Consider the following 17,656-nt stretch of genomic DNA (forward strand, 5'->3'; position numbering starts at 1 on the left):
AGGACGGCGTTATCTCGGGCTGGAGGTGCTGGCCGAGTGCCGCAAAGCCATCGAGAAAAAGGATGAACAAGACAATAATGATACAAATGTGACAGCTGATGCTATTGCTGCTTAAATAGCACCAGATCGCAGAGTGGCTTCATTCTCATACACCACGATCTTGGACGCGGCCGCGCCGTGGCCGTGGTGGGCCTGGCCGTCACGGTCACGGTCATGCTGGGGCGTGGCCGAAGCGGCGCCAAGCCGTCCGGTCGACGTTGATAATCCAGGACTTCTCGGGCTTGGGGTGATCATCGGTAGGCCCGGTTCGCGCCCGTCTTGGGCAGGTGGTCCGTCGCGCAAGCGGAGACCTTGGCCGGCGCCGGGCTAGGTTGGTCGGGTGGGGACCTATGAGGATCTACCGGCGGAGCTGGTGACCGAGCGGCTGCGGTTGCGGCGGTGGGTGCCGTCGGATGCCGAGGAGTACCGCGGGTTATGGCTTGAGCGGGATCCACGGGTGCCGCCGGTACGGCGGATCGACGCCGAGGGACGCCCGACGGTCGAGGAGATCCGCGGCTGGCTCCTCGACAATCCCCTGGCGGCGGAACCGGGGCTCGGGTTGCTGCCGATCGAGCTGCGAGACACCGGTGAGTTCATTGGGTACTGCGGATTGACCGTCGGTCAGGGATCTTTCGACGAACCTGAGATCGCGTACGAGCTGGCACAGCGAGCTCACGGTCATGGTTACGCGACAGAAGCCGCCCGTGCGGTCATGGAAGCCGCGACTCGGACAGGACGTCGGCGACTCTGGGCGACAGTGTGGGAGTGGAACGTACCCTCTTTCCGTGTCCTCGAGAAGCTCGATTTCCACCGAAGCGATCGCATCACTGAGGACGCCGAACGTGGCAACACGATCTGGATGACGCGCGTACTCGACCCGAAGTAGAGGCGTGAGCACCAGCCGCGATGCAGTCCCCGAAGGGGGCGACCGGCCCCTCTCGGTAGGTCCGCTGCACCACTCCTTGCCGGAGGAGACGACGCCCCTCCAGCCGACAACTGTTCCGGGAAGCCTATATGCGGTGGTGCGGATATGCCGGACTGGATTTGGGCGGTTATTTCGTAGCGATACCAGTGGCGTGGGTCTCCGGCCTCGTGTAGCCACAGGGTCTCGTCTCTGCCGACTCTTCCTCGGGCCCAGCCGGTCGGATGTCGGTCGTGGGGCAGCAGCAGGTTCAGCCGGGCTGTCTCGGTGACGACTCCGTTCTGGCGGTGGGCTCTGCGGATCTCCCAGCGGAACTCGCCGTCCGTTCGGTGCTGATCCAGGAAGGCGATCTCGTCCCCTGAGATGGCCAGGCCGTTGCAGCTGGTGATGGGGTTTGAGGTGACGGTGCGGATGCCGTGATCATCGATTTCGATCAGTGGGAAGTCGGGGTAGGGGCAGGCGTGGACCGTGTCGCGGCCGACGTTCATCGCGTAGCAGTCGCACCAGAAGATGTCCGGGGTGTGGAGTGGCGCCATCCAGGGTTGGCTGCCGTCGCCGTTCCAGCGGGCCAGGCCGATCGCGAAACTGTAGGAGCGGGTGCCGTCCGGGTTGAGGGACCAGTAGTTCGACTCGTCGAAGTAGCTGATCCAGAGGGTGCCCCGGGCGTCCGTCATGAGTTGTTCGATGCCGTCACCGGCGTAGAAGGCTGACTGGATCTGGCCGTTTTCGTCGATCACCTGGACGTTCTGGGTGAGGTGGAGTTCGTTCTCGGGGACCGGCTCCTGGCGGCGCTCGAATGCGATGCCTGTGGGCTCACAGCGGGCGGCGGCCAGCACGATGCCGTCGCCGTGGGTGTCGATGAGGGTGACCTCTTGGCTGAGGTCTGTCAGCGGGATCTCGTGGATCTCCGGGCCGTCGCAGATGACGGCGGTCGCTTCGTACCGTGGTTCGGAGAAGTAACGGGCGGGGTCGGTGACCAGGGCGGTGAGACGGCCGCGGTGGTCGATGGTCGAGGCCAGGACCTCGTGCTGGGCATAGCGGTCGGGGAGCGTCGCGTGGAGCGCGAGGCGGTGGTCAGCGACCATGGGCCTTTCTTGTCGTCATTCCTCGATGATCGCATGCGAGGCAGCGCCCGGGTTGCTGCTACTGCTGCGGGACGGATTCGCCTAGGTATGCGATCGCTGCCGCTACGTTCTCTGTCAGGGAATCGAGCGAATCGAGCACCAGGCGCGGCTCGTCCCAGGTGGCGAGGTTCGCGCGCCGTGCCTCGACGGCTTCCCACGTCGGCTCTACGAAGCCGGGAATGTCACGGCGACGCCCCTCAAGACGGCGCCGATGTATCGCCGGGTCGGAGCAGACCACCTCGATGTAGCGCAGCTCGACCTGGTGCCGGTGAGCCAGAGCGGACCACTGTTCCCGAGCTTCGACAGCGTCATTCACCGCGTCCACCACCACGCTCTGGCCCAGCGACAGCAGCCCGGCGGCGATCTCCTCCACGACCACATACGCCGCGAGCCCGGTTGGCTGACTGCGATCGATGCCCGCCCGCCACAGCGCCGCCTCCACCGGGTCGACCGACAAGACCGGGATCGATAGCGACCGGCCCAGTTCGCCCGCCAAGGCACTCTTCCCGGCACCTGGTAGCCCGCTCAGCGCAATCAGCATGGCCACGAGCCTGCCACGCGGAACCGACGAGATCCTCGTACGTCCCAGAAGGCGTCTACGGGGCTTGAAAGCGTTCGCTCTACGAGGTGGATGGCCGGCGGGCGAGGTGGCGTTTGGAGCCTGAGGTGGTCGGGCCGAGGGTGACGCCGGGTGGGAGCGGTGAGGGGCGTTTTCGGGTGCTGGGGATGACGCCGATCTGGTACTGGTCCTCGTAGACGAGCTTTCCGGGGTTGCTCGATCGTACGAGGTCGCATCGTACGTCGTGGACTGACAGGAGGTCCCGCAGCGGCGTGAGGCGGGTGAGCATCGCGGCGGTGGTGGCTTGTTTGAACCAGGTGATGGCGCCGATGGTGTTTCCGTCCGCGTAGAACGGGGGCTCGGGCAGGTGTTCGCGGAACCAGTCGTCGATGTCGAAGTAGAGCTCTTCTTCTTCGGGCGTGAGCAGGTTCTTGCGCCGTAGGTGGTCGACGGCGACGAAGATGCCGACTTCGACCCCTAACCGGCCGATGTAGTTCGCCTGGAGCCGCAGGTATGGCGTTTCGTCGGTCATCGTTTCCTCTGTTGATGGGTGATGGCTGGGCTCTGGGTGCCGGTGGAGCCGCTCTGCCAGTGGGGTGGTTCGGGGCGGGCTGGGGCCGGTTCCACGGTGGCGGCGGTGGTGTAGGTGCCGTGGGGTGCGTCGAGTACGAAGGGGCCGCATGTCGTTGTTTTCCCGGCCGCGAGTTGGAGTGGGCAGGTGCGGAGGGTGGTTTTGAGTGGCTTCTTGGCTGTGACGTCGTGGAGCCAGAGGTAGGCGACCGCGTCGAGGGTCGTGGTCGCCGCCGTCACCTGGACCGACATCTCGACTCCGGCGGGGCCGCTGTGGATGCAGGGGGCTACGGCTACGGGGACCCTGGTCAGTTGGAACGGCTCGCGGCAGTGCGCATCTCCACGGGATGACTCCGCCTGCTGAGGGGAGGGCCAGACGAGGGTCGTGACCAGGACGGCCACGACGATCGCTAGAGCGCCCAGCCAGAGAGTCTTCGCATGGGCGGGTCTCTCCGGTGTCGCCTCAGGGGGAGGCGGTGGGGCGGCCGGGGGTTCCGCGTTGAGCTGCCGGTGGGTCTCGTGCCAGCGGTGCTCCCACTCGGTGGTGTCGCGGACGCCGCATGCTCGTACGTAGTCCAAGGTCGTCTGGAGGGTGGGGAGCCGCAGGCCCTTGGCGGCCTCTGACAGGGTGCTCGGCGCGCAGCCCGCGCTGTGTGCCATCGACCGGTATGTCGGCTTACCCGCCGCCTCCCGCAGTTGTCGGAGGTCGTAGGCGAAACGCTCGATCAATCCCGCCTCGGGATCGAGATTCCGCTCCGGCCTGCCCATGTGCGTCTCCTGCCTCGTTCGGTTGATCAAAGCGATTGTGATCAATCAAACCCCGGCCAGCATGAGGGATGCCTCTGCCGGCTGTCGGCGGGCTTGTGACTGGTCAACGAAAGGACCCATGATCATGAGGAGACTCGTCAGCGTGGCCGCCTGCCTGGTGATCGGCACCGCTGTGGCCGGCCCGGCGCACGCGGCCCCGGCGTTCCGGGCCTACCACGGCGCGTCCGCCGCCGAGCAGGCCCGCCAGTTCAAGAACCTGCGCGCTCAGGGGTACCACCCGATCACCTACAACGTGACCAGCGGTCCCCGTTATGCGGCGGTCTGGGTACGGGGGTCGGCCCCGGCCTGGATGATGCTGCGGGGGCTGTCGGAGTCGGGCATGCAGCGCAAGTTCAACGAGTTGCTGAAGCAGGGGTACCAGCCGGTGAGCGTGTCGGCGACGGGGCCTGCCGGCAGTGCGACGTTCGCGGCCATCTGGGAGAAGCGGTCCGAGCGGTTTCTGTCGCTGCACGGCCTGACGCCCGCGCGGTTCGCCCAGATGAACCGGCAGGCCGCCGACCGGGGGATGGCGCCGGTGTCCATCGACGTGTACGGGACGCCGAACGACCCCAGGTATGCCGCGGTCTGGCGGGAGCACAGCGGCGGGCCCTGGGCCTACACGTACGGGAAGACCTACCGGCAGCACGAGGCCGAGTTCAAGACCCGGGTCGCCAAGGGCTTCCGGCCCGCGCTGACCGCCGTGGGCCCCGACGGCACGATCACCGCCATCTGGCGCAAGGACGGGGTGCGCCGCTGGTACCACTACGTCGACACCTCCGGCGCCGCCTACCAGCGCCGGTTCAACCAGATGACGGCCAAGGGCATGTATCCCGTCCAGGTCAACGTCGAGGCAGGTGTGTACGCCTCGGTCTGGCAGCGGTAAGGGACATTCATCCTGGAGCCCCTGAACAGGCGTTTCCGGTGTTCAGGGGCTCATCCCGTCAGAACAGAACGATCCAGGTGAGCAGCACGGCTGGGGATGTGTTGCATTGGCGCATATTCTCGGCCTGCGACCCAGGGTCAGGCATAGCCGCACAGGGTGTTGAACTCCGCGACGTCCGTGTTGATGTCCGCGATCACCTGGTTCGGGTCGCCGCCGGTCATGCCGGTCAGGCGGAAGCCGAGCTCCTGGAATTCGGCGGCCAGCCGGCGGATCTTCGCCGCCACCGCTCCTTGCGCGTGGAGGCCTGCGCCCATCAGGTCGCTGTAGGCCTGTTGAGCCGCGGCTGCCTGGCCGCTGCGGGTGCTTCCGGCGTTCCGGGAGTACGCGGTCAGCGCCGCTGCCGCCTCGTCGCAGCCTTGGGGATGGACCGGTGGCAGCGATGCGGGGGTGGTCCGCTCTACCGGGGGTGGTGGTGTAGTGGGTTCCGGGGGTGGCGGGGTGGGCGACCTGGTGGTGGGTTTCGCGGGTGGCAGGGTGTGTGAGGTGATGACCGGCTCTGGCGACTGTGATGGCGGGGCCTGGGTGGGACCCTGTGTGTCGTCCCCCATCGTCCCAAGGTAGGCGGCCAGTGCGACCACTGCGGCCAGCGCGGTGGACAGGGCGCTGACCGCCGTCCAGTTCAGGCCGGAGCCCGATCGTCCCTTCATGACCTCATCGTGGCCGAGCCGTCGCACTCGGTCCAGAACCGCTGAACTCGGCCCCTTAATTGACTGGGGCGATGATCAAAGCTCGTCTCTCCGTGCTCATCGTCCTGACCGTCGTCTTCGCTTCGGGGTGCGGGCTCTTAGGGGTGATCGTCGGTCGGTGAAACTCGCCGCGATGAGCAGCCCGGCGGGGATGGCCGCGAGCATGAAACCGCTGGGTCCGATCAGGCCGACGGCCATGGCTCCCCAGGCGAGGCTCACCCAGCCGACATAGCCGGGCACCTGCTGCCCCTGCCGTCCTGCCCGCGCCACCAGCAGCCCCAGCAGCGTCAGGACCACTACGAAGCTGCCGGGCAGCGCCCAGAACAGCGCCACCGACTCAGCGTCCGCGACCCGGTTGCGGAGGTCTCCGGCGAGCCAACTCGACCAGGGGGCGAGGGGGACGAACACGAGGGTGTGCGCCACGGCGATCAGGATCATGCTTCGTCCGGCCCAGAGGGTGAGCCGTGCGGTGGTGTTCATGGTGATGAGCCTTCCGCCGCCGGAGTACGGGTTCCTCCCCCGTGAGAGCGAGACGCCTCCCTCGCTGAGGGGGCTGCGAAAACCGGTTGGGGCGAAGAAGGCGGCTCCATAGGGTGGCGCCGTGACGACTCAAGTGATCGTGCTGAACGGCGGCTCCAGCTCGGGCAAGTCCGGGATCGCCCGGTGCCTGCAAGAGGTGCTGCCGGATCCGTGGCTCTCCCTGTCGGTGGACACCCTGGTCGACGCGATGCCCGCCAAGTCGCGTACGTCGGGTGAGGGGATCGAGTTCGCCCCTGACGGCCAGGTGAACGTCGGGCCGGAGTTCCGCGCCCTGGACGAGGCGTGGACGCAGGGGGTGGCCGCGATGGCCCGCGCGGGCGCCCGGATCGTCGTGGACGACGTGTTCCTCGGCGGGGCGGCGTCCCAGGAAAGGTGGCGGAAGGCTCTCGCCGGGCTGGACGTGCTCTGGGTCGGCGTACGATGCGACAGCGCGGTCGCGGCGGGCCGCGAGATCGCCAGGGGTGACCGGATCGGGGGGATGGCCGCGCTGCAGGCGGACGTGGTGCACGAGGGAGTGAGGTACGACCTGGTCGTGGACACCACGCACACTGAGTCCCTGGCGTGCGCGCGGACCATCGCGGCACATCTGGCGTAGTCAGCTCATCCACGCCTCCACGGCGAGCAGGTCGCGCATCGACACCATGCCGACCACCCGCCCGCCCTCGTCCACGGGCATGTGGCGGATGCCGTAGTCGAGCATGCGGCGGGCGACCTCGTGCGTGTCCTCGTGCAGGGCCGCGACCCGCATGTACGTCGACGCGTACTCCCCGGCGCGCACCGACGCGGGGTCCTCGGCGGTGGCCAGGGCACGGACGATGTCCCGTTCCGTGATCAGCCCGGTGATCTGCCCGTCGTCGAGGACGGCGAGCGCGCCCACGTTCTTCTCCGTCATCCGTCTCGCCACGTCAGGCAGCTTCTCGTCCGCCTGGCACCCGAACACCATCGGACGGTAGACGTTGGCGATGTCCATGTGTCCCCCCGGTCGTCAGCGGTCCCGCTCTCGGAGTCTGCCCATGAGAACGTGGTGCTCACGCGGATGCGAAAGGCGGTGTGGTGGTGGAAGAACATTCCGGTACGTGGACGTACGACTCCCTGGCGGAGGCCGCGTACGTCTACCTGCGAGGCCCGATCCCTCCAAACGGGGTCGCCAGGACGGTCACGGCCGAGGGCGCCATGGTCAACCTGGACCTCGACGCCGACGGCAGAGTAATCGGCATCGAGATCCTCGGACTGCCGGACAGTCCAAGGAATGACTCCGGAGTCAGCGGCGGTCCTGGACGGCGGTGGTGAGGGCGAAGGCGACCAGGCCGTTGAGGTAGGCGACGAAGCCGAGCACGACCCAGCGGATCTCGATGTCCTCCCAGATGATGATCAGCAGGACGGTCAGCCCGATGAGCAGGGTCGGCTGGTACGGGAGCATGAGCGCCGCCGTCAGCATGCGATGCCTGGAGAGGAAGGATTTGCCTCTGCGTACGATCACGTACGCCAGAGCCTGTACGCAGAGCAGGATCAGGATGGACAGGCCCATGTGGACGTAGGTCAACGCCGCCTCCGGAGGTACCAGGCCGCCGAGCCGCCGGCGATGAGCCAGGCGAGCATGATCAGCCAGAACGGGTCACCGCCGTCCACCCAGGGGAACGGGGCCGGGCGTTCGCCGCCGTCGGGGTCGTCCCGGAAGCCGTAGTGGGAGACGGCGGCCAGCACGAGCGTGGCGAGGACGGCGAGTACCTGCATGGTGAAGGCCAGCGCGACGGGCTTCTGACCGCGTAAGGGGCGTTTCGCGGGGGTGTGGCCGAGGAGGAGGCCCAGTACTTCGTCCACTGTGGGGCGCTGCTCTGGCGCCTTGTTCAGGCATGCGGCCAGGAGGTCGCGCAGTTCGGCCGGTACTCCGGACAGGTCCGGCGGGTGGGTGAGGACGCGGTTGAACACGGCGGGGATGCTGTCGGCGCCGAACGCGGGCCGGCCCGTCGCCGCGTACACCATCGAGACCGCCCAGGAGAACACGTCGGACGCGGGGCCGACGTCGCGGCCCGAGATCTGCTCGGGTGACATGTACGGGGGAGTGCCGGCGACGCCGCTGGACATGGTGGTCGTGGCCTCCAGCGCCCGTGCGATGCCGAAGTCGATGACCCGCGGGCCGTCGGGGCCGAGCAGCACGTTGCTGGGTTTGAAGTCGCGGTGGACGACGCCCGCCCGGTGGATGGCCTGCAGCGCCGCGGCGGTGGCGAGCATGAGGCGGCGCAGCCCGCCGGCGTCGCGCGGCCCGTCGCGGCTGATGAGCTGCTGCAGCGACTCGCCCGGCACGTACTCGCTGACGATGTAGGGCTGGTCGCCCTCGATGTCGACGTCGAGGACCTGGGCGGTGCCGAACGCGCCCACCTTGCGCGCGGCGCTCACCTCGCGGGTGAACTGGCGGCGCGTCTCGGGGTCGAGGGCGAGCCGTGCGTGCAGGACCTTGACGGCCACCTGGCGGCCGGTCCGGTCCTGGCCGAGGTAGACGGCGCCCTGCCCGCCCGAGCCCAGCAGGCCGGTCAGTTTGTACGGGCCCACGTGATCGGGGTCGGTGGGGCCGGGCGCGAAGATCATCCAGACCTTATATCACGCGCGTCTGGCCAGCCCGGGATAGTCGATGACCAGGCCGTGGAGGTCATAGCGGAGGGCACAGGCGGTGCCGAAGGCGGGGGCGGTGTAGGCGTAGGTACCCGGCTCGGGGGTGCGGGTGTAGGTCTGTTCCAGACGTTCCAGTTGGAGACCGGGGGCCCGGACGAAGGCGGCCGGGGCCTGGGTGAGCTCGCCCTCGGGCAGGGGGAGGCGGTGGACGGGGAAGGCGTTGGTGAGGGCCGACGCCTCCAGGTCGAGGTCGAGGCAGCCGTCGAGGACGGGGGCCGGTTCGCCGTCGACGTGCCAGCGGCCGGCGCCGTCCGACTCGACGCGCGTCTCGCGGCGGCCGGCGGTGGAGTGGCTGGTGAGGTGGGCGGCGCGGGTGGCCCAGCCGGCGTCCAGGTCGATGCGGTAGCCGACGATCCAGGTGAGGCCGTCCTCGACGGCGGTGGTGCAGCCCTCGGCCCGGTAGCCGCCGCCCAGCACCTCGAAGTAGACGACCTCGAAGCCGGTGCGGGCGCCGACGTGCTGCCAGGCGGCGGTCGGCGGGGGAGGGGCGAAAGACGTGCCGGGTCTGGTCATGAGGGGCACCTCCGAGGCGTCCACGGTAACTCCGCGCATCGCGACGTACGGAGACTCCGCGGACCGCGAAAAGGCGACTCCGCGGACCGCGAAAATCGGCTGCCGACAGCACCCGCCAAGACCCTATAAATCGGGAAATGTCGCCCTGGCCTGCGGATTTTCGAGGATGACGGGATGCGAAATCCGCTCGCGGCGCCGATCGGCGTGCCAGAATGTCGGCACTGTGTTGCTCTCCCCGTCATTCCCCGTCCAGCTCGTCACCCTCCCCAACGGCGACGTGCTGATGCTGCCCGCGGTCTGGCCCGTGCGCCTCACCCCCGAGCAGCAGCGTCAGCTCGTCGAGCGCCTGGAAGAGGCCGCCACGCCGGAGGTCGAGCCCGAAAGCGCCCCCTACTCCAGCTCCCCGGGAGAAAACACCGGGGAGCTGGAGCCCGTTCATGTCGGCGGCTAGCCGTTATGACCTTTTGACGTCTCTCGTCCCATAAAAGTTCACACATCACAGAAGAAATCAGGCGACGGCGTGCCGGTCGGCCTCCAGCTGCGCCTGCAGGATCTCCTGCCGCTCGGCGGTGATCCGCCGCGAGATGAGCATGTACGCGTTCAGGACCTGGCAGTACGAGCGCCGGGCCTGGTCGAGCTGGCCGGTCAGCTCCCGCACCCGCTCGGCGTCGCCGTCGCGCTCCGCCTCGGCGAGGAGCGTGCGCGCCTCGTCCACGATCTCCTCCGCCCGCAGCCGCGTACGGCGGAGCAGAGCCGAGCATTCGTGAAGCTCTGTGAGTCGTGCCGAGGAGACGATGAATTCCGCTGTGTGCACGATCGACCCCTTGCCTGCCGTCCGCCTGCGCAGATCCGGTCCCATCCTCGCCACCTCCACGTCAAGATTGCCTCACTGTAGACGTGCGCCCGGGCCCTGCGGATCACCCGAGGGGCTGTGGAGGTACGGCCTTGTTCCCTCCGGAGGAGTTCTCTCCTCCCCGGGGGATAACTGCGTTCCTGAAACGGATTCGGTGCGGGCTAAATGCCGTGATCGGTGACTTTACCTGCACAATTCGCAGAATGTGGAGGATTGGGGGCAGTCTGCAAAAGCAAGGCATGAAGACCTCCGAATCGACCCACCCGCGCCGCCCGGACATCACATACTGGGGTCGGTCATGAGCGCACGGTGACGACGCGCGGGAGGTTGGCATGGTGGTCGGCGGCGGAGATCCGGTCGACGTCAGCATCGTGATCCCCGCCCGCGACTGCCGGCGCTATCTCGACAGGTGCCTCACCGCGGCGCTCGTGCAGCGGGTGGTCAAGGAGATCGTGGTCGTCGACGACGGCTCCACCGACGGCACCGCCGAGCTGCTCCGCCTCTACGCCGAGCACCACCGCGGCATCGTCAAGGTGCTTCGGGTGGAGAACTCCGGCGGCGCCGGGCTGCCCCGCAACGTCGGCCTCGCCCACGCCACCGGCCGCTACGTGTTCTTCTGCGACGCCGACGACTACCTCGGCCCCGAGGCGCTGGAGCACCTGCTGGCCGCCGCCGACAGGAACGACGCCGACATCGTGCTCGGGAAGATCGTCGGTCACGGGCGGCGGGCCCCCGAGTCGATGTTCCACCGCTCCGCCGATCGCGTGGAACTGGGCGACAGCGCCGTCTACAACAGCCTGAGCTGCTGGAAGCTGTTCCGCCGGGAGATGCTGGAGCGGCACCGCATCCGGTTCCGCGAGGGCGTGCTCATCGGCGAGGACATCTACTTCACCGTGCACGCCTACTGCCACGCCGAGACGATCTCGGTGGTCGCCGACCGCGACTGCTACCACCTGGTCTCCCGGCCCGACGGCAGCAGCGTCATGCAGCGCCCCAGCAGCCGCGACCCGCTCGCCTGGCTGGCCATGATCAAGGAGCCGATCGAGCTGATGGCCGCGCACGTCCCGCCCGGCCCGCTCCGCGACCACCTGCTGGCCCGCCACTTCAAGCTCGACATCCTGGCCCAGCTCGGCGCCCCCTTCCTGGAGACGGGCGAGGTCAAGCGGAAGGACGTCGCCGAGGCGGTGGCGGCCCTGTGCGACCGGTGGCTCACCCCCGGCGTCCGCGAGCGGCTGGGCAGCGCCGACCGGCAGCGGCTGGCCGCGCTCGGCGACATGGACCGGCTGGCCCTGCTGGCCGTCATCGAGCAGGCCCCCGTCGAGCTGCGGCTGACCGGGCTCCGCTGGGACGGCCGGACGCTGGTGGTGGCGGGCGAGGCCGGGCTGACGGGGTGCGCCGACCCGGACGAGATCGCCCTGGAGCTGCGCACCCGGCACGAACCCCGGCGGGAGCTGGTGGTGCCCGCCGGGCGGTCCGGCCGCCGGTTCGTCGCCCGGGTCGACCCGGCGACGCTCGACTCGGGCATCTGGGACCTGCGGGTGTCGGTCGAGCTGGCCGGGGTGACCCGCTCGGTCCGGCTGGGCGCCGACCGCGACACGGCCCTGGCCCGCCCGCCGGCCCGGCTGGTCGGCTCGGTGGCCGTCCTGCCGTACTTCACCCGCGACAACGGCAACCTCAGCCTCGACGTCGGCGGGCACGTGGTCGGCGTGCCCGGCAGCGCGCGGCTGGCGGGCACCCGCTGGTCGCTCGGGCGGCGGCTGGTGCTCGACGGGGAGATCGCGGTGGCCGGGGCCGCGCCGCCGCCGGAGGCCGTGCGGCGGCTGGTCTGGCGCGAGCGCGGCAGCGGGAGCGAGCGGACCGACCGGGTGGTGGCGCTGGCCGGGGGCGGTTTCGTGGCCAGGCCCGCGGTGGGCCGCTTCGGGCCCGGGGTCTGGGACGCCTACCTGGAGCTCGACCTGGGCGGGCCGCCCGCCAGGTTCAGGATCGAGGCGGGCCCCGACCCGGTCGCCGGGCCGCGCCGCTGGCTGCTGGGGACCGGGCCGTGCGTCGCCCGCCCGTACGCGACCTCGAACCGGGGGCGGCTGAGCGCGGTCGTCCGCAGCCTGTCGGCGCGGGCGCTGCTGAGAAGAATCATGCGTTAATGCGACCTATATGCAACTGCATAGTCCTGACTTAAAGTGGAGGAGATCGCCGGGACCGCTGGGAGGCGTGTCGTGCACGTACCCGATGGCTTCTTCACCGCAGCTGTATCCGTCTCGGCCGGCGCGGTCGCGGCCGCCGGGGTCGCGGTCTGCCTGCGCGGCGCCCGCCGCGAGCTGGACGACCGGACGGCCCCGATGGCGGGGCTGGTCGCCGCCTTCGTCTTCGCCGTCCAGATGCTGAACTTCCCGGTCGCCGCGGGCACCAGCGGTCACCTGCTGGGCGGGGCGCTGGCGGCGATCCTCGTCGGGCCCTATACGGGCGTGCTGGCATTGACCGTGGTCCTGCTGGTGCAGGCGCTGTTCTTCGCCGACGGCGGGCTGACCGCGCTGGGCGTCAACATCACACTGATGGGGCTGGTCACGGTGCTGGCCGGCTGGGGCGTGTTCCGGCTGGTCACCCGGTTCGCGCCGGGCCGGGGCGGGGTGACGGCGGCGTCCTTCGTGGCCGCGCTGCTGTCGGTGCCCGCCTCCGCGCTGGTGTTCACGCTGATGTTCTGGATCGGCGGCACCGCGCCCGTCGAGATCGGGACAGTGGCCGCCGCGATGACCGGAGTGCACGTGCTGATCGGCGTCGGCGAGGGCCTGATCACCGCGCTGACCGTGGGCGCGGTGCTGGCCGTCCGTCCCGACCTGGTGTACGGGGCGCGCGGGACGGCCCGGCCGCTGGTGCTGCGCGGCGCGGAGGGCACCCGTACGGTCACGCAGGAGGCCCCCGCGACCCGGGGCGGCGGGCTGCCGTTCCTGCTCGGCGGGCTCGGCGTCACGCTGCTGCTGGCCGGGGTGATGTCGTTCTTCGCCTCCCCGGACCCCGACGGGCTGGAGGCGGTCGCCGAGGAGCAGGGCTTCATGGAACGGGCGGCCGACCACCTGCTCGGCGACTTCGCGCTGGCCGACTACGGGGAGGTGGGCGGCATCCCGGTGGGCGTCGCGGGCGTCGCCGGGGTCGCGCTCACCCTGATCGCGGCGGGCGTGATCGCGTACGCGGCGCGCACGCGGAGCCGGGCCTGAATGGGCGCCGGGCTCCACGTGCCCGGCGGCTCGCCGGTCCACCGCCTGCCGCCGCAGTGCAAGCTGCTCGCCGTCCTGGCCTTCGCGCTCGTGGTGGTGGCGACGCCGCGCGAGTGGTTCTGGGCCTTCGGGCTGTACGCGGTCATGCTGGCGGCGGTGTCGGCCGTGGCCCGGATCCCGCCCGGTCACCTGCTGCGGGGCCTGGTCATCGAGCTGCCGTTCGTGCTGTTCGCCCTGCTCGTCCCGGTCATCGGGATGGGGGAGCGGACGGAGGTGCTGGGGCTGTCGCTGAGCGTGCCGGGGCTCTGGGCGGCCTGGAACATCCTGGCCAAGGCCACGCTCGGGGTCACCGCCTCGCTGCTGCTGGCGTCCACCACGGCGCCGCGTGAGGTGCTGGCCGGGGCGCAGCGGCTGCGGGCGCCGGACCTGCTGGTGCAGATCGCCATGTTCATGCTCCGCTACCTGGACGTGATCGTCGGCGAGATGCGGCGGATGCGCGTGGCCCGGGAGTCGCGCGGCTTCCTGGCGCGCGACCTGCGGCAGGTCCCGGTGGTCGCGCGCTCGGCCGGGGCGCTGTTCATCCGCTCGTACGAGCGAGGCGAACGGGTGCACCTGGCCATGCTCAGCCGGGGATACACCGGCCGGATGCCGGTCATCGACGACGCGCGCGCCACGGCGCGGCAGTGGGGGACCGCGCTCGCCCTCCCGCTCGCCGCCCTCGGCGTGCTGCTGTGGGGGCTCACCGCATGACACCGGACTCGCTGGACGTCAGCCGCCTCGCCTACGCCTACCCGGACGGGACGCAGGCGCTGTTCGGCGTCGACCTGACCATCCGGCGCGGCGAGCGGGTGGCCCTGCTCGGCCCCAACGGCGCCGGCAAGACCACGCTCGTCCTGCACCTCAACGGCATCCTCACCCCCGGCCACGGCACCGTGACGGTGGCGGGCACCCCGGTGCGCCGCGACACCCTCAAGGAGATCAGGCAGCGCGTCGGCCTGGTCTTCCAGGACCCCGACGACCAGCTCTTCATGCCCACCGTCCGCGAGGACGTGGCGTTCGGCCCGGCCAACGCCGGGCTGCGCGGCCGGGAGCTGACGGCCGTGGTGGAGAACGCCCTGAAACGGGTCGGCATGCTGGAGTTCGCCGACCGCCCGCCGCACCACCTGTCGTTCGGCCAGCGCCGCCGGGTGGCGGTGGCGACCGTGCTGGCGATGGAGCCGGAGATCCTGGTGCTCGACGAGCCCTCCTCCAACCTGGACCCGGCGGCCCGCAGGGAGCTGGCCGAGATCCTGCGCTCCCTGGATGTGACGTTGCTCATGGTCACCCACGACCTGCCGTACGCGCTTGAGCTGTGCGAACGCGCGCTGATCCTGTCCGACGGGGTGATCGCCGCCGACGGCCCGACCCGGGAACTGCTCGCCGAGACCGACCTGCTCGCCCGCCATCGCCTCGAGTTGCCCTACGGGTTCGCCATTCCGGCCGCTTCGTAGCGTTTGTGGATGCACTGTCGCCGGGCAGATCGAAGTACAGTGGCTCATCGAGGAGGGGCCCATGAAGCTGCGGCTTGCGCGACACTCCCTCGGTGACGCCGTGGTGGTGGCCGTTGCGGGAGAACTCGATCTGTTCACCGCACCAGTCCTCCGTGACGAGGTACGTGACGCGATCAAGAAGGACGGCCCCCGGCTCGTCCTCGACCTCCAGCAACTGTCGTTCATGGACTCCAGCGGCCTGTCGGTGCTGATCGAGGCGTGGCGGCTGGCCACCGGTGAGGGCGGAGGCGTGTCGCTGGCGGCGCCGCAGGCCCCGGTGGCGCGCATCCTGCGGACCACCGGCCTCGACCGGCGCATCAAGGTCTACGCGGACGTGGACAGCGCCGTCGGAGGCATTTGACCCACCCCGAGTAGAACTTAATTCGGTCGGGGGTTAAGGTCCGTGCTATGGACGTGAACGGATCCGCAGCAATCATCTCCGGCGGCGCCAGTGGCCTCGGCGAGGCCACGGCCCGCGAACTGGCCCGCGCCGGCGCCACCGTGGTCATCGCCGACCTCAACGAGGATCGCGGCAAGAGCGTCGCCGACGAGCTCGGCGGCGTCTTCGTCAAGACGGACGTGTCGGACGAGGCCCAGGTGCAGGCCGCCGTGGACGCCGCCGTCGCCACCGGCAAGCCGCTCCGGGTGCTCATCAACAGCGCCGGCATCGGCTGGGCCGAGCGCACCGTCAACCGCAAGGGGGAGCCGCACAGCCCCGACTCCTACCGCAAGGTCATCGAGGTCAACCTGATCGGCACGTTCCACCTCATGCGTCTCGGCGCGGCGGCCATCGCCAAGACCGAGCCGGTGGACGCCGACGGGCAGCGCGGCGTGGTGATCAACACCGCCTCCGTGGCCGCGCTGGAGGGCCAGACCGGTCAGCTCGCCTACAGCGCCTCCAAGGGCGGCATCGTCGGCATGACCGTCCCGGCCGCCCGCGACCTGTCCGCCATCGGCGTCCGGGTGAACACCATCTGCCCGGGCATCATCGACACCCCGATCTACGGCTTCTCGCCCAACGCCGAGGAGTTCAAGGCCAAGCTGGTGGCCCCGGTGGTGTTCCCCAAGCGGATGGGCAGCGCCGCCGAGTTCGCCCACCTGGTCCACTCGCTGATCCAGAACGACTACATGAACGCCGAGGTCATCCGCTTCGACGGCGGCATCCGCTTCCAGCCCAAGTGAGTGAGGGTCCCGTGTCTGACGAAGTGCTCGTCGAGGAGTCCGACGGCGTCGCCGTGATCACCATCAACCGCCCCAAGGCCCGCAACGCGGTCAACGGGGCGGTGGCCCGGGGCATCGCCGAGACGCTGGACGCGCTCGACGCCCGTCCGGAGGTCTCCGCCTACGTGCTCACCGGGGCCGGCGGCACGTTCTGCGCCGGCATGGACCTCAAGGGGTTCCTGACCGGTGACATGCCGGTCGTGGAGGGACGCGGGTTCGGCGGCATGACCGAGTCGCCGCCGAAGAAGCCGGTCGTGGCGGCCGTCGAGGGGTACGCGCTCGCGGGCGGCTTCGAGCTGGCCCTGGCCTGCGACCTCATCGTGGCCTCCGCGGAGGCCAAGTTCGGCCTGCCGGAGCCCAAGCGGGGCCTGGTGGCCGCCGCGGGCGGGGTCATGCGGCTGCCGCGGCGTATCCCGTACCACGTGGCCATGGAGATCGCGCTCACCGGCGACCACTACCCGGCGGCGCGGCTCTACGAGCTGGGGCTGGTCAACCGGGTCACCGAGCCGGGGCAGGCGCTGGAGGGGGCGATCGAGCTGGCCCGCAAGATCGCCGCCAACGCGCCGCTCGCGCTGGCCGCGACCAAGCGGGTCGTCATCGAGTCGCAGGACTGGTCGCTGGACGAGATGTTCCGCAAGCAGAACGAGATCACCGGCCCGGTGTTCACCTCCAAGGACGCCATGGAGGGCGCCGCGGCCTTCGCCGAGAAGCGCGCCCCCCAGTGGAAGGGCGAATAGCCACGGATCCGCGCCCCCTCCCGGCTTCCGGGAGGGGGCTTGCCATGCGCGCTCGCGGCGCTTCCTGCGTACGGTGATAGCAAGACGTCATCTGGGAGAGGCATGAGCGACTACTCGCGGCCGCGCTACGAGTCAGCCAAGAGCGGGCTGGCCTCGCTGCTCTCGGGCGCCCTGGCTTCGCTGCTGACGATGCTCGCGATCCTGGGCTTCATGTGGGCGGTCGAGATCTTCGACTACCTGACGCCGGGCAACATCGACTACGCCTACGGCATCCGGGGCTGGGACCCCGACGGGCTGGTGGGCGTCTTCACCGCGCCGTTCCTGCACGGCGGCTTCGGCCATCTGATGGCCAACTCGCTGCCGCTGCTCGTGCTCGGGTTCGTCGCCGGGCTGCGCGGCATCGGCAAGTTCCTGGCCGCGAGCCTGCTGATCATCGTCATCGGCGGCGTCGGCACCTGGTTCACCAGCCCGGGCACCTACACGGTGGGGGCCAGCGGGCTGGTGTTCGGCTACTTCGGGTACGTCGTGGCGCGCGGGCTGTTCGACCGGCGGTTGCTCGACGTGGTGCTCGGCCTCGGTGTGGCCGCCGCCTACTGGTCGATCCTGGCGGGCGTGCTGCCGGGCACGCCGGGCATCTCGTGGCAGGGCCACCTGTTCGGGCTCATCGGCGGCGTGGTGGCCGCGTGGGTGCTGCGCAGGCCGGCCGGGGCCATCCGCTAGCGGACGGCCCCGGC

At 69.9% G+C, this 17,656-nt stretch carries 23 protein-coding genes; 13 read left to right on the forward strand and 10 right to left on the reverse strand.

The features are described 5' to 3' along the window. The first annotated feature begins 442 nt into the window (after positions 1-442). Positions 443-925, forward strand: a complete 483-nt coding sequence (locus AB0J42_RS30005; RefSeq protein WP_364300402.1) for a GNAT family N-acetyltransferase — start codon at positions 443-445, stop codon at positions 923-925. Positions 926-2,104: 1,179 nt separating this feature from the next. Here the strand turns inward: AB0J42_RS30005 and AB0J42_RS30010 are convergent. The 3 genes from AB0J42_RS30010 to AB0J42_RS30020 all read right to left on the reverse strand — a co-directional run bounded on the left by AB0J42_RS30010 (position 2,105) and on the right by AB0J42_RS30020 (position 3,982). Continuing rightward, positions 2,105-2,626 carry an AAA family ATPase gene (locus AB0J42_RS30010; RefSeq protein WP_364300282.1) on the reverse strand — a complete coding sequence of 174 codons (522 nt, stop codon included), beginning with the start codon at positions 2,624-2,626 and terminating at the stop codon, positions 2,105-2,107. Positions 2,627-2,705: 79 nt separating this feature from the next. Beyond that, the gene (locus AB0J42_RS30015) at positions 2,706-3,176 is read right to left on the reverse strand and encodes a hypothetical protein (RefSeq protein WP_364300284.1); all 471 of its coding nucleotides are present in this window, start codon (positions 3,174-3,176) and stop codon (positions 2,706-2,708) included. Beyond that, the gene (locus tag AB0J42_RS30020; RefSeq protein WP_364300286.1) at positions 3,173-3,982 is read right to left on the reverse strand and encodes a helix-turn-helix transcriptional regulator; all 810 of its coding nucleotides are present in this window, start codon (positions 3,980-3,982) and stop codon (positions 3,173-3,175) included. The genes AB0J42_RS30015 and AB0J42_RS30020 overlap by 4 nt, the downstream gene beginning before the upstream one ends. 124 nt (positions 3,983-4,106) lie before the next feature. On the opposite strand from AB0J42_RS30020, the gene AB0J42_RS30025 reads away from it, so the two are divergent. Continuing rightward, positions 4,107-4,904 (forward strand): hypothetical protein, encoded by a 798-nt coding sequence (locus tag AB0J42_RS30025; protein ID WP_364300288.1) that lies wholly within the window; start codon positions 4,107-4,109, stop codon positions 4,902-4,904. Positions 4,905-5,041: 137 nt separating this feature from the next. Here the strand turns inward: AB0J42_RS30025 and AB0J42_RS30030 are convergent, their stop codons facing one another. Continuing rightward, positions 5,042-5,611, reverse strand: a complete 570-nt coding sequence (locus AB0J42_RS30030; RefSeq protein WP_364300290.1) for a hypothetical protein — start codon at positions 5,609-5,611, stop codon at positions 5,042-5,044. Between the two features lie 96 nt (positions 5,612-5,707). Then, the gene (locus AB0J42_RS30035) at positions 5,708-6,130 is read right to left on the reverse strand and encodes a DUF6463 family protein (protein ID WP_364300291.1); all 423 of its coding nucleotides are present in this window, start codon (positions 6,128-6,130) and stop codon (positions 5,708-5,710) included. Between the two features lie 121 nt (positions 6,131-6,251). Between AB0J42_RS30035 and cpt the strand changes: the two genes are divergently transcribed. Beyond that, the gene (cpt, locus tag AB0J42_RS30040; protein WP_364300293.1) at positions 6,252-6,785 is read left to right on the forward strand and encodes a chloramphenicol phosphotransferase CPT; all 534 of its coding nucleotides are present in this window, start codon (positions 6,252-6,254) and stop codon (positions 6,783-6,785) included. Here the strand turns inward: cpt and AB0J42_RS30045 are convergent, their stop codons facing one another. Next, positions 6,786-7,160, reverse strand: a complete 375-nt coding sequence (locus AB0J42_RS30045; RefSeq protein WP_364300295.1) for a CBS domain-containing protein — start codon at positions 7,158-7,160, stop codon at positions 6,786-6,788. Between the two features lie 86 nt (positions 7,161-7,246). Here AB0J42_RS30045 and AB0J42_RS30050 point away from each other — a divergent pair, with 86 nt between their 5' ends. Then, positions 7,247-7,480 (forward strand): DUF2283 domain-containing protein, encoded by a 234-nt coding sequence (locus AB0J42_RS30050; RefSeq protein WP_364300404.1) that lies wholly within the window; start codon positions 7,247-7,249, stop codon positions 7,478-7,480. Here AB0J42_RS30050 and AB0J42_RS30055 read toward each other — a convergent pair. The 3 genes from AB0J42_RS30055 to AB0J42_RS30065 are packed head-to-tail and all read right to left on the reverse strand — an operon-like array spanning position 7,452 to position 9,373. After that, positions 7,452-7,733, reverse strand: a complete 282-nt coding sequence (locus AB0J42_RS30055; protein WP_364300297.1) for a hypothetical protein — start codon at positions 7,731-7,733, stop codon at positions 7,452-7,454. The two genes, AB0J42_RS30050 and AB0J42_RS30055, sit on opposite strands and share 29 nt — an antisense overlap. Continuing rightward, entirely contained in the window at positions 7,730-8,776 is a 1,047-nt protein-coding gene (locus AB0J42_RS30060; RefSeq protein ID WP_364300299.1) for a serine/threonine-protein kinase, read from the reverse strand. The genes AB0J42_RS30055 and AB0J42_RS30060 overlap by 4 nt, the downstream gene beginning before the upstream one ends. Before the next feature lie 12 nt (positions 8,777-8,788). Further along, positions 8,789-9,373 (reverse strand): putative glycolipid-binding domain-containing protein, encoded by a 585-nt coding sequence (locus AB0J42_RS30065; protein ID WP_364300301.1) that lies wholly within the window; start codon positions 9,371-9,373, stop codon positions 8,789-8,791. Positions 9,374-9,596: 223 nt separating this feature from the next. Here AB0J42_RS30065 and AB0J42_RS30070 point away from each other — a divergent pair, with 223 nt between their 5' ends. Continuing rightward, the gene (locus AB0J42_RS30070) at positions 9,597-9,824 is read left to right on the forward strand and encodes a hypothetical protein (RefSeq protein ID WP_364300302.1); all 228 of its coding nucleotides are present in this window, start codon (positions 9,597-9,599) and stop codon (positions 9,822-9,824) included. 57 nt (positions 9,825-9,881) lie between these two features. Here the strand turns inward: AB0J42_RS30070 and AB0J42_RS30075 are convergent, their stop codons facing one another. Beyond that, on the reverse strand, positions 9,882-10,187 hold the full coding sequence (locus AB0J42_RS30075; protein WP_364300304.1) for a hypothetical protein: 306 nt from the start codon (positions 10,185-10,187) through the stop codon (positions 9,882-9,884). Positions 10,188-10,558: 371 nt separating this feature from the next. On the opposite strand from AB0J42_RS30075, the gene AB0J42_RS30080 reads away from it, so the two are divergent. The 8 genes from AB0J42_RS30080 (at position 10,559) to AB0J42_RS30115 (ending at position 17,642) form a co-directional block, all read left to right on the forward strand. Beyond that, positions 10,559-12,367, forward strand: a complete 1,809-nt coding sequence (locus AB0J42_RS30080; protein ID WP_364300306.1) for a glycosyltransferase family 2 protein — start codon at positions 10,559-10,561, stop codon at positions 12,365-12,367. A gap of 72 nt (positions 12,368-12,439) precedes the next feature. Further along, positions 12,440-13,435: an energy-coupling factor ABC transporter permease gene (locus AB0J42_RS30085; protein WP_364300308.1), complete on the forward strand. Its 996-nt coding sequence runs from the start codon at positions 12,440-12,442 to the stop codon at positions 13,433-13,435. Further along, entirely contained in the window at positions 13,436-14,185 is a 750-nt protein-coding gene (cbiQ, locus tag AB0J42_RS30090; protein WP_364300310.1) for a cobalt ECF transporter T component CbiQ, read from the forward strand. After that, complete coding sequence (locus tag AB0J42_RS30095; protein ID WP_364300312.1) at positions 14,182-14,925, forward strand: ABC transporter ATP-binding protein; 744 nt, start codon at positions 14,182-14,184, stop codon at positions 14,923-14,925. The genes cbiQ and AB0J42_RS30095 overlap by 4 nt, the downstream gene beginning before the upstream one ends. A 61-nt stretch (positions 14,926-14,986) precedes the next feature. Continuing rightward, a complete protein-coding gene (locus AB0J42_RS30100; protein WP_364300314.1) occupies positions 14,987-15,325 on the forward strand; it encodes an STAS domain-containing protein in 339 nt (112 codons plus the stop codon). A gap of 47 nt (positions 15,326-15,372) precedes the next feature. After that, positions 15,373-16,146: an SDR family NAD(P)-dependent oxidoreductase gene (locus AB0J42_RS30105; RefSeq protein WP_364300316.1), complete on the forward strand. Its 774-nt coding sequence runs from the start codon at positions 15,373-15,375 to the stop codon at positions 16,144-16,146. An 11-nt stretch (positions 16,147-16,157) separates the two neighbouring features. Next, entirely contained in the window at positions 16,158-16,922 is a 765-nt protein-coding gene (locus AB0J42_RS30110; protein ID WP_364300318.1) for a crotonase/enoyl-CoA hydratase family protein, read from the forward strand. A 102-nt stretch (positions 16,923-17,024) separates the two neighbouring features. Further along, positions 17,025-17,642, forward strand: a complete 618-nt coding sequence (locus AB0J42_RS30115; RefSeq protein ID WP_364300320.1) for a rhomboid family intramembrane serine protease — start codon at positions 17,025-17,027, stop codon at positions 17,640-17,642. Positions 17,643-17,656 lie beyond the last annotated feature (14 nt).

It is taken from the genome of Nonomuraea sp. NPDC049649, from assembly GCF_040675175.1.
Classification (GTDB): Bacteria; Actinomycetota; Actinomycetes; order Streptosporangiales; family Streptosporangiaceae; genus Nonomuraea.

Coding starts and splice junctions, on each gene's coding strand:
- AB0J42_RS30010 (WP_364300282.1), bottom strand. CDS start 2,626: ATGCTGATTGCGCTGAGCGGGCTACCAGGTGCCGGGAAGAGTGCCTTG.
- AB0J42_RS30015 (WP_364300284.1), bottom strand. CDS start 3,176: ATGACCGACGAAACGCCATACCTGCGGCTCCAGGCGAACTACATCGGC.
- AB0J42_RS30020 (WP_364300286.1), bottom strand. CDS start 3,982: ATGGGCAGGCCGGAGCGGAATCTCGATCCCGAGGCGGGATTGATCGAG.
- AB0J42_RS30025 (WP_364300288.1), top strand. CDS start 4,107: ATGAGGAGACTCGTCAGCGTGGCCGCCTGCCTGGTGATCGGCACCGCT.
- AB0J42_RS30030 (WP_364300290.1), bottom strand. CDS start 5,611: ATGAAGGGACGATCGGGCTCCGGCCTGAACTGGACGGCGGTCAGCGCC.
- AB0J42_RS30035 (WP_364300291.1), bottom strand. CDS start 6,130: ATGAACACCACCGCACGGCTCACCCTCTGGGCCGGACGAAGCATGATC.
- AB0J42_RS30045 (WP_364300295.1), bottom strand. CDS start 7,160: ATGGACATCGCCAACGTCTACCGTCCGATGGTGTTCGGGTGCCAGGCG.
- AB0J42_RS30060 (WP_364300299.1), bottom strand. CDS start 8,776: ATGATCTTCGCGCCCGGCCCCACCGACCCCGATCACGTGGGCCCGTAC.
- AB0J42_RS30065 (WP_364300301.1), bottom strand. CDS start 9,373: ATGACCAGACCCGGCACGTCTTTCGCCCCTCCCCCGCCGACCGCCGCC.
- AB0J42_RS30080 (WP_364300306.1), top strand. CDS start 10,559: ATGGTGGTCGGCGGCGGAGATCCGGTCGACGTCAGCATCGTGATCCCC.
- cbiQ (WP_364300310.1), top strand. CDS start 13,436: ATGGGCGCCGGGCTCCACGTGCCCGGCGGCTCGCCGGTCCACCGCCTG.
- AB0J42_RS30095 (WP_364300312.1), top strand. CDS start 14,182: ATGACACCGGACTCGCTGGACGTCAGCCGCCTCGCCTACGCCTACCCG.
- AB0J42_RS30100 (WP_364300314.1), top strand. CDS start 14,987: ATGAAGCTGCGGCTTGCGCGACACTCCCTCGGTGACGCCGTGGTGGTG.
- AB0J42_RS30105 (WP_364300316.1), top strand. CDS start 15,373: ATGGACGTGAACGGATCCGCAGCAATCATCTCCGGCGGCGCCAGTGGC.
- AB0J42_RS30115 (WP_364300320.1), top strand. CDS start 17,025: ATGAGCGACTACTCGCGGCCGCGCTACGAGTCAGCCAAGAGCGGGCTG.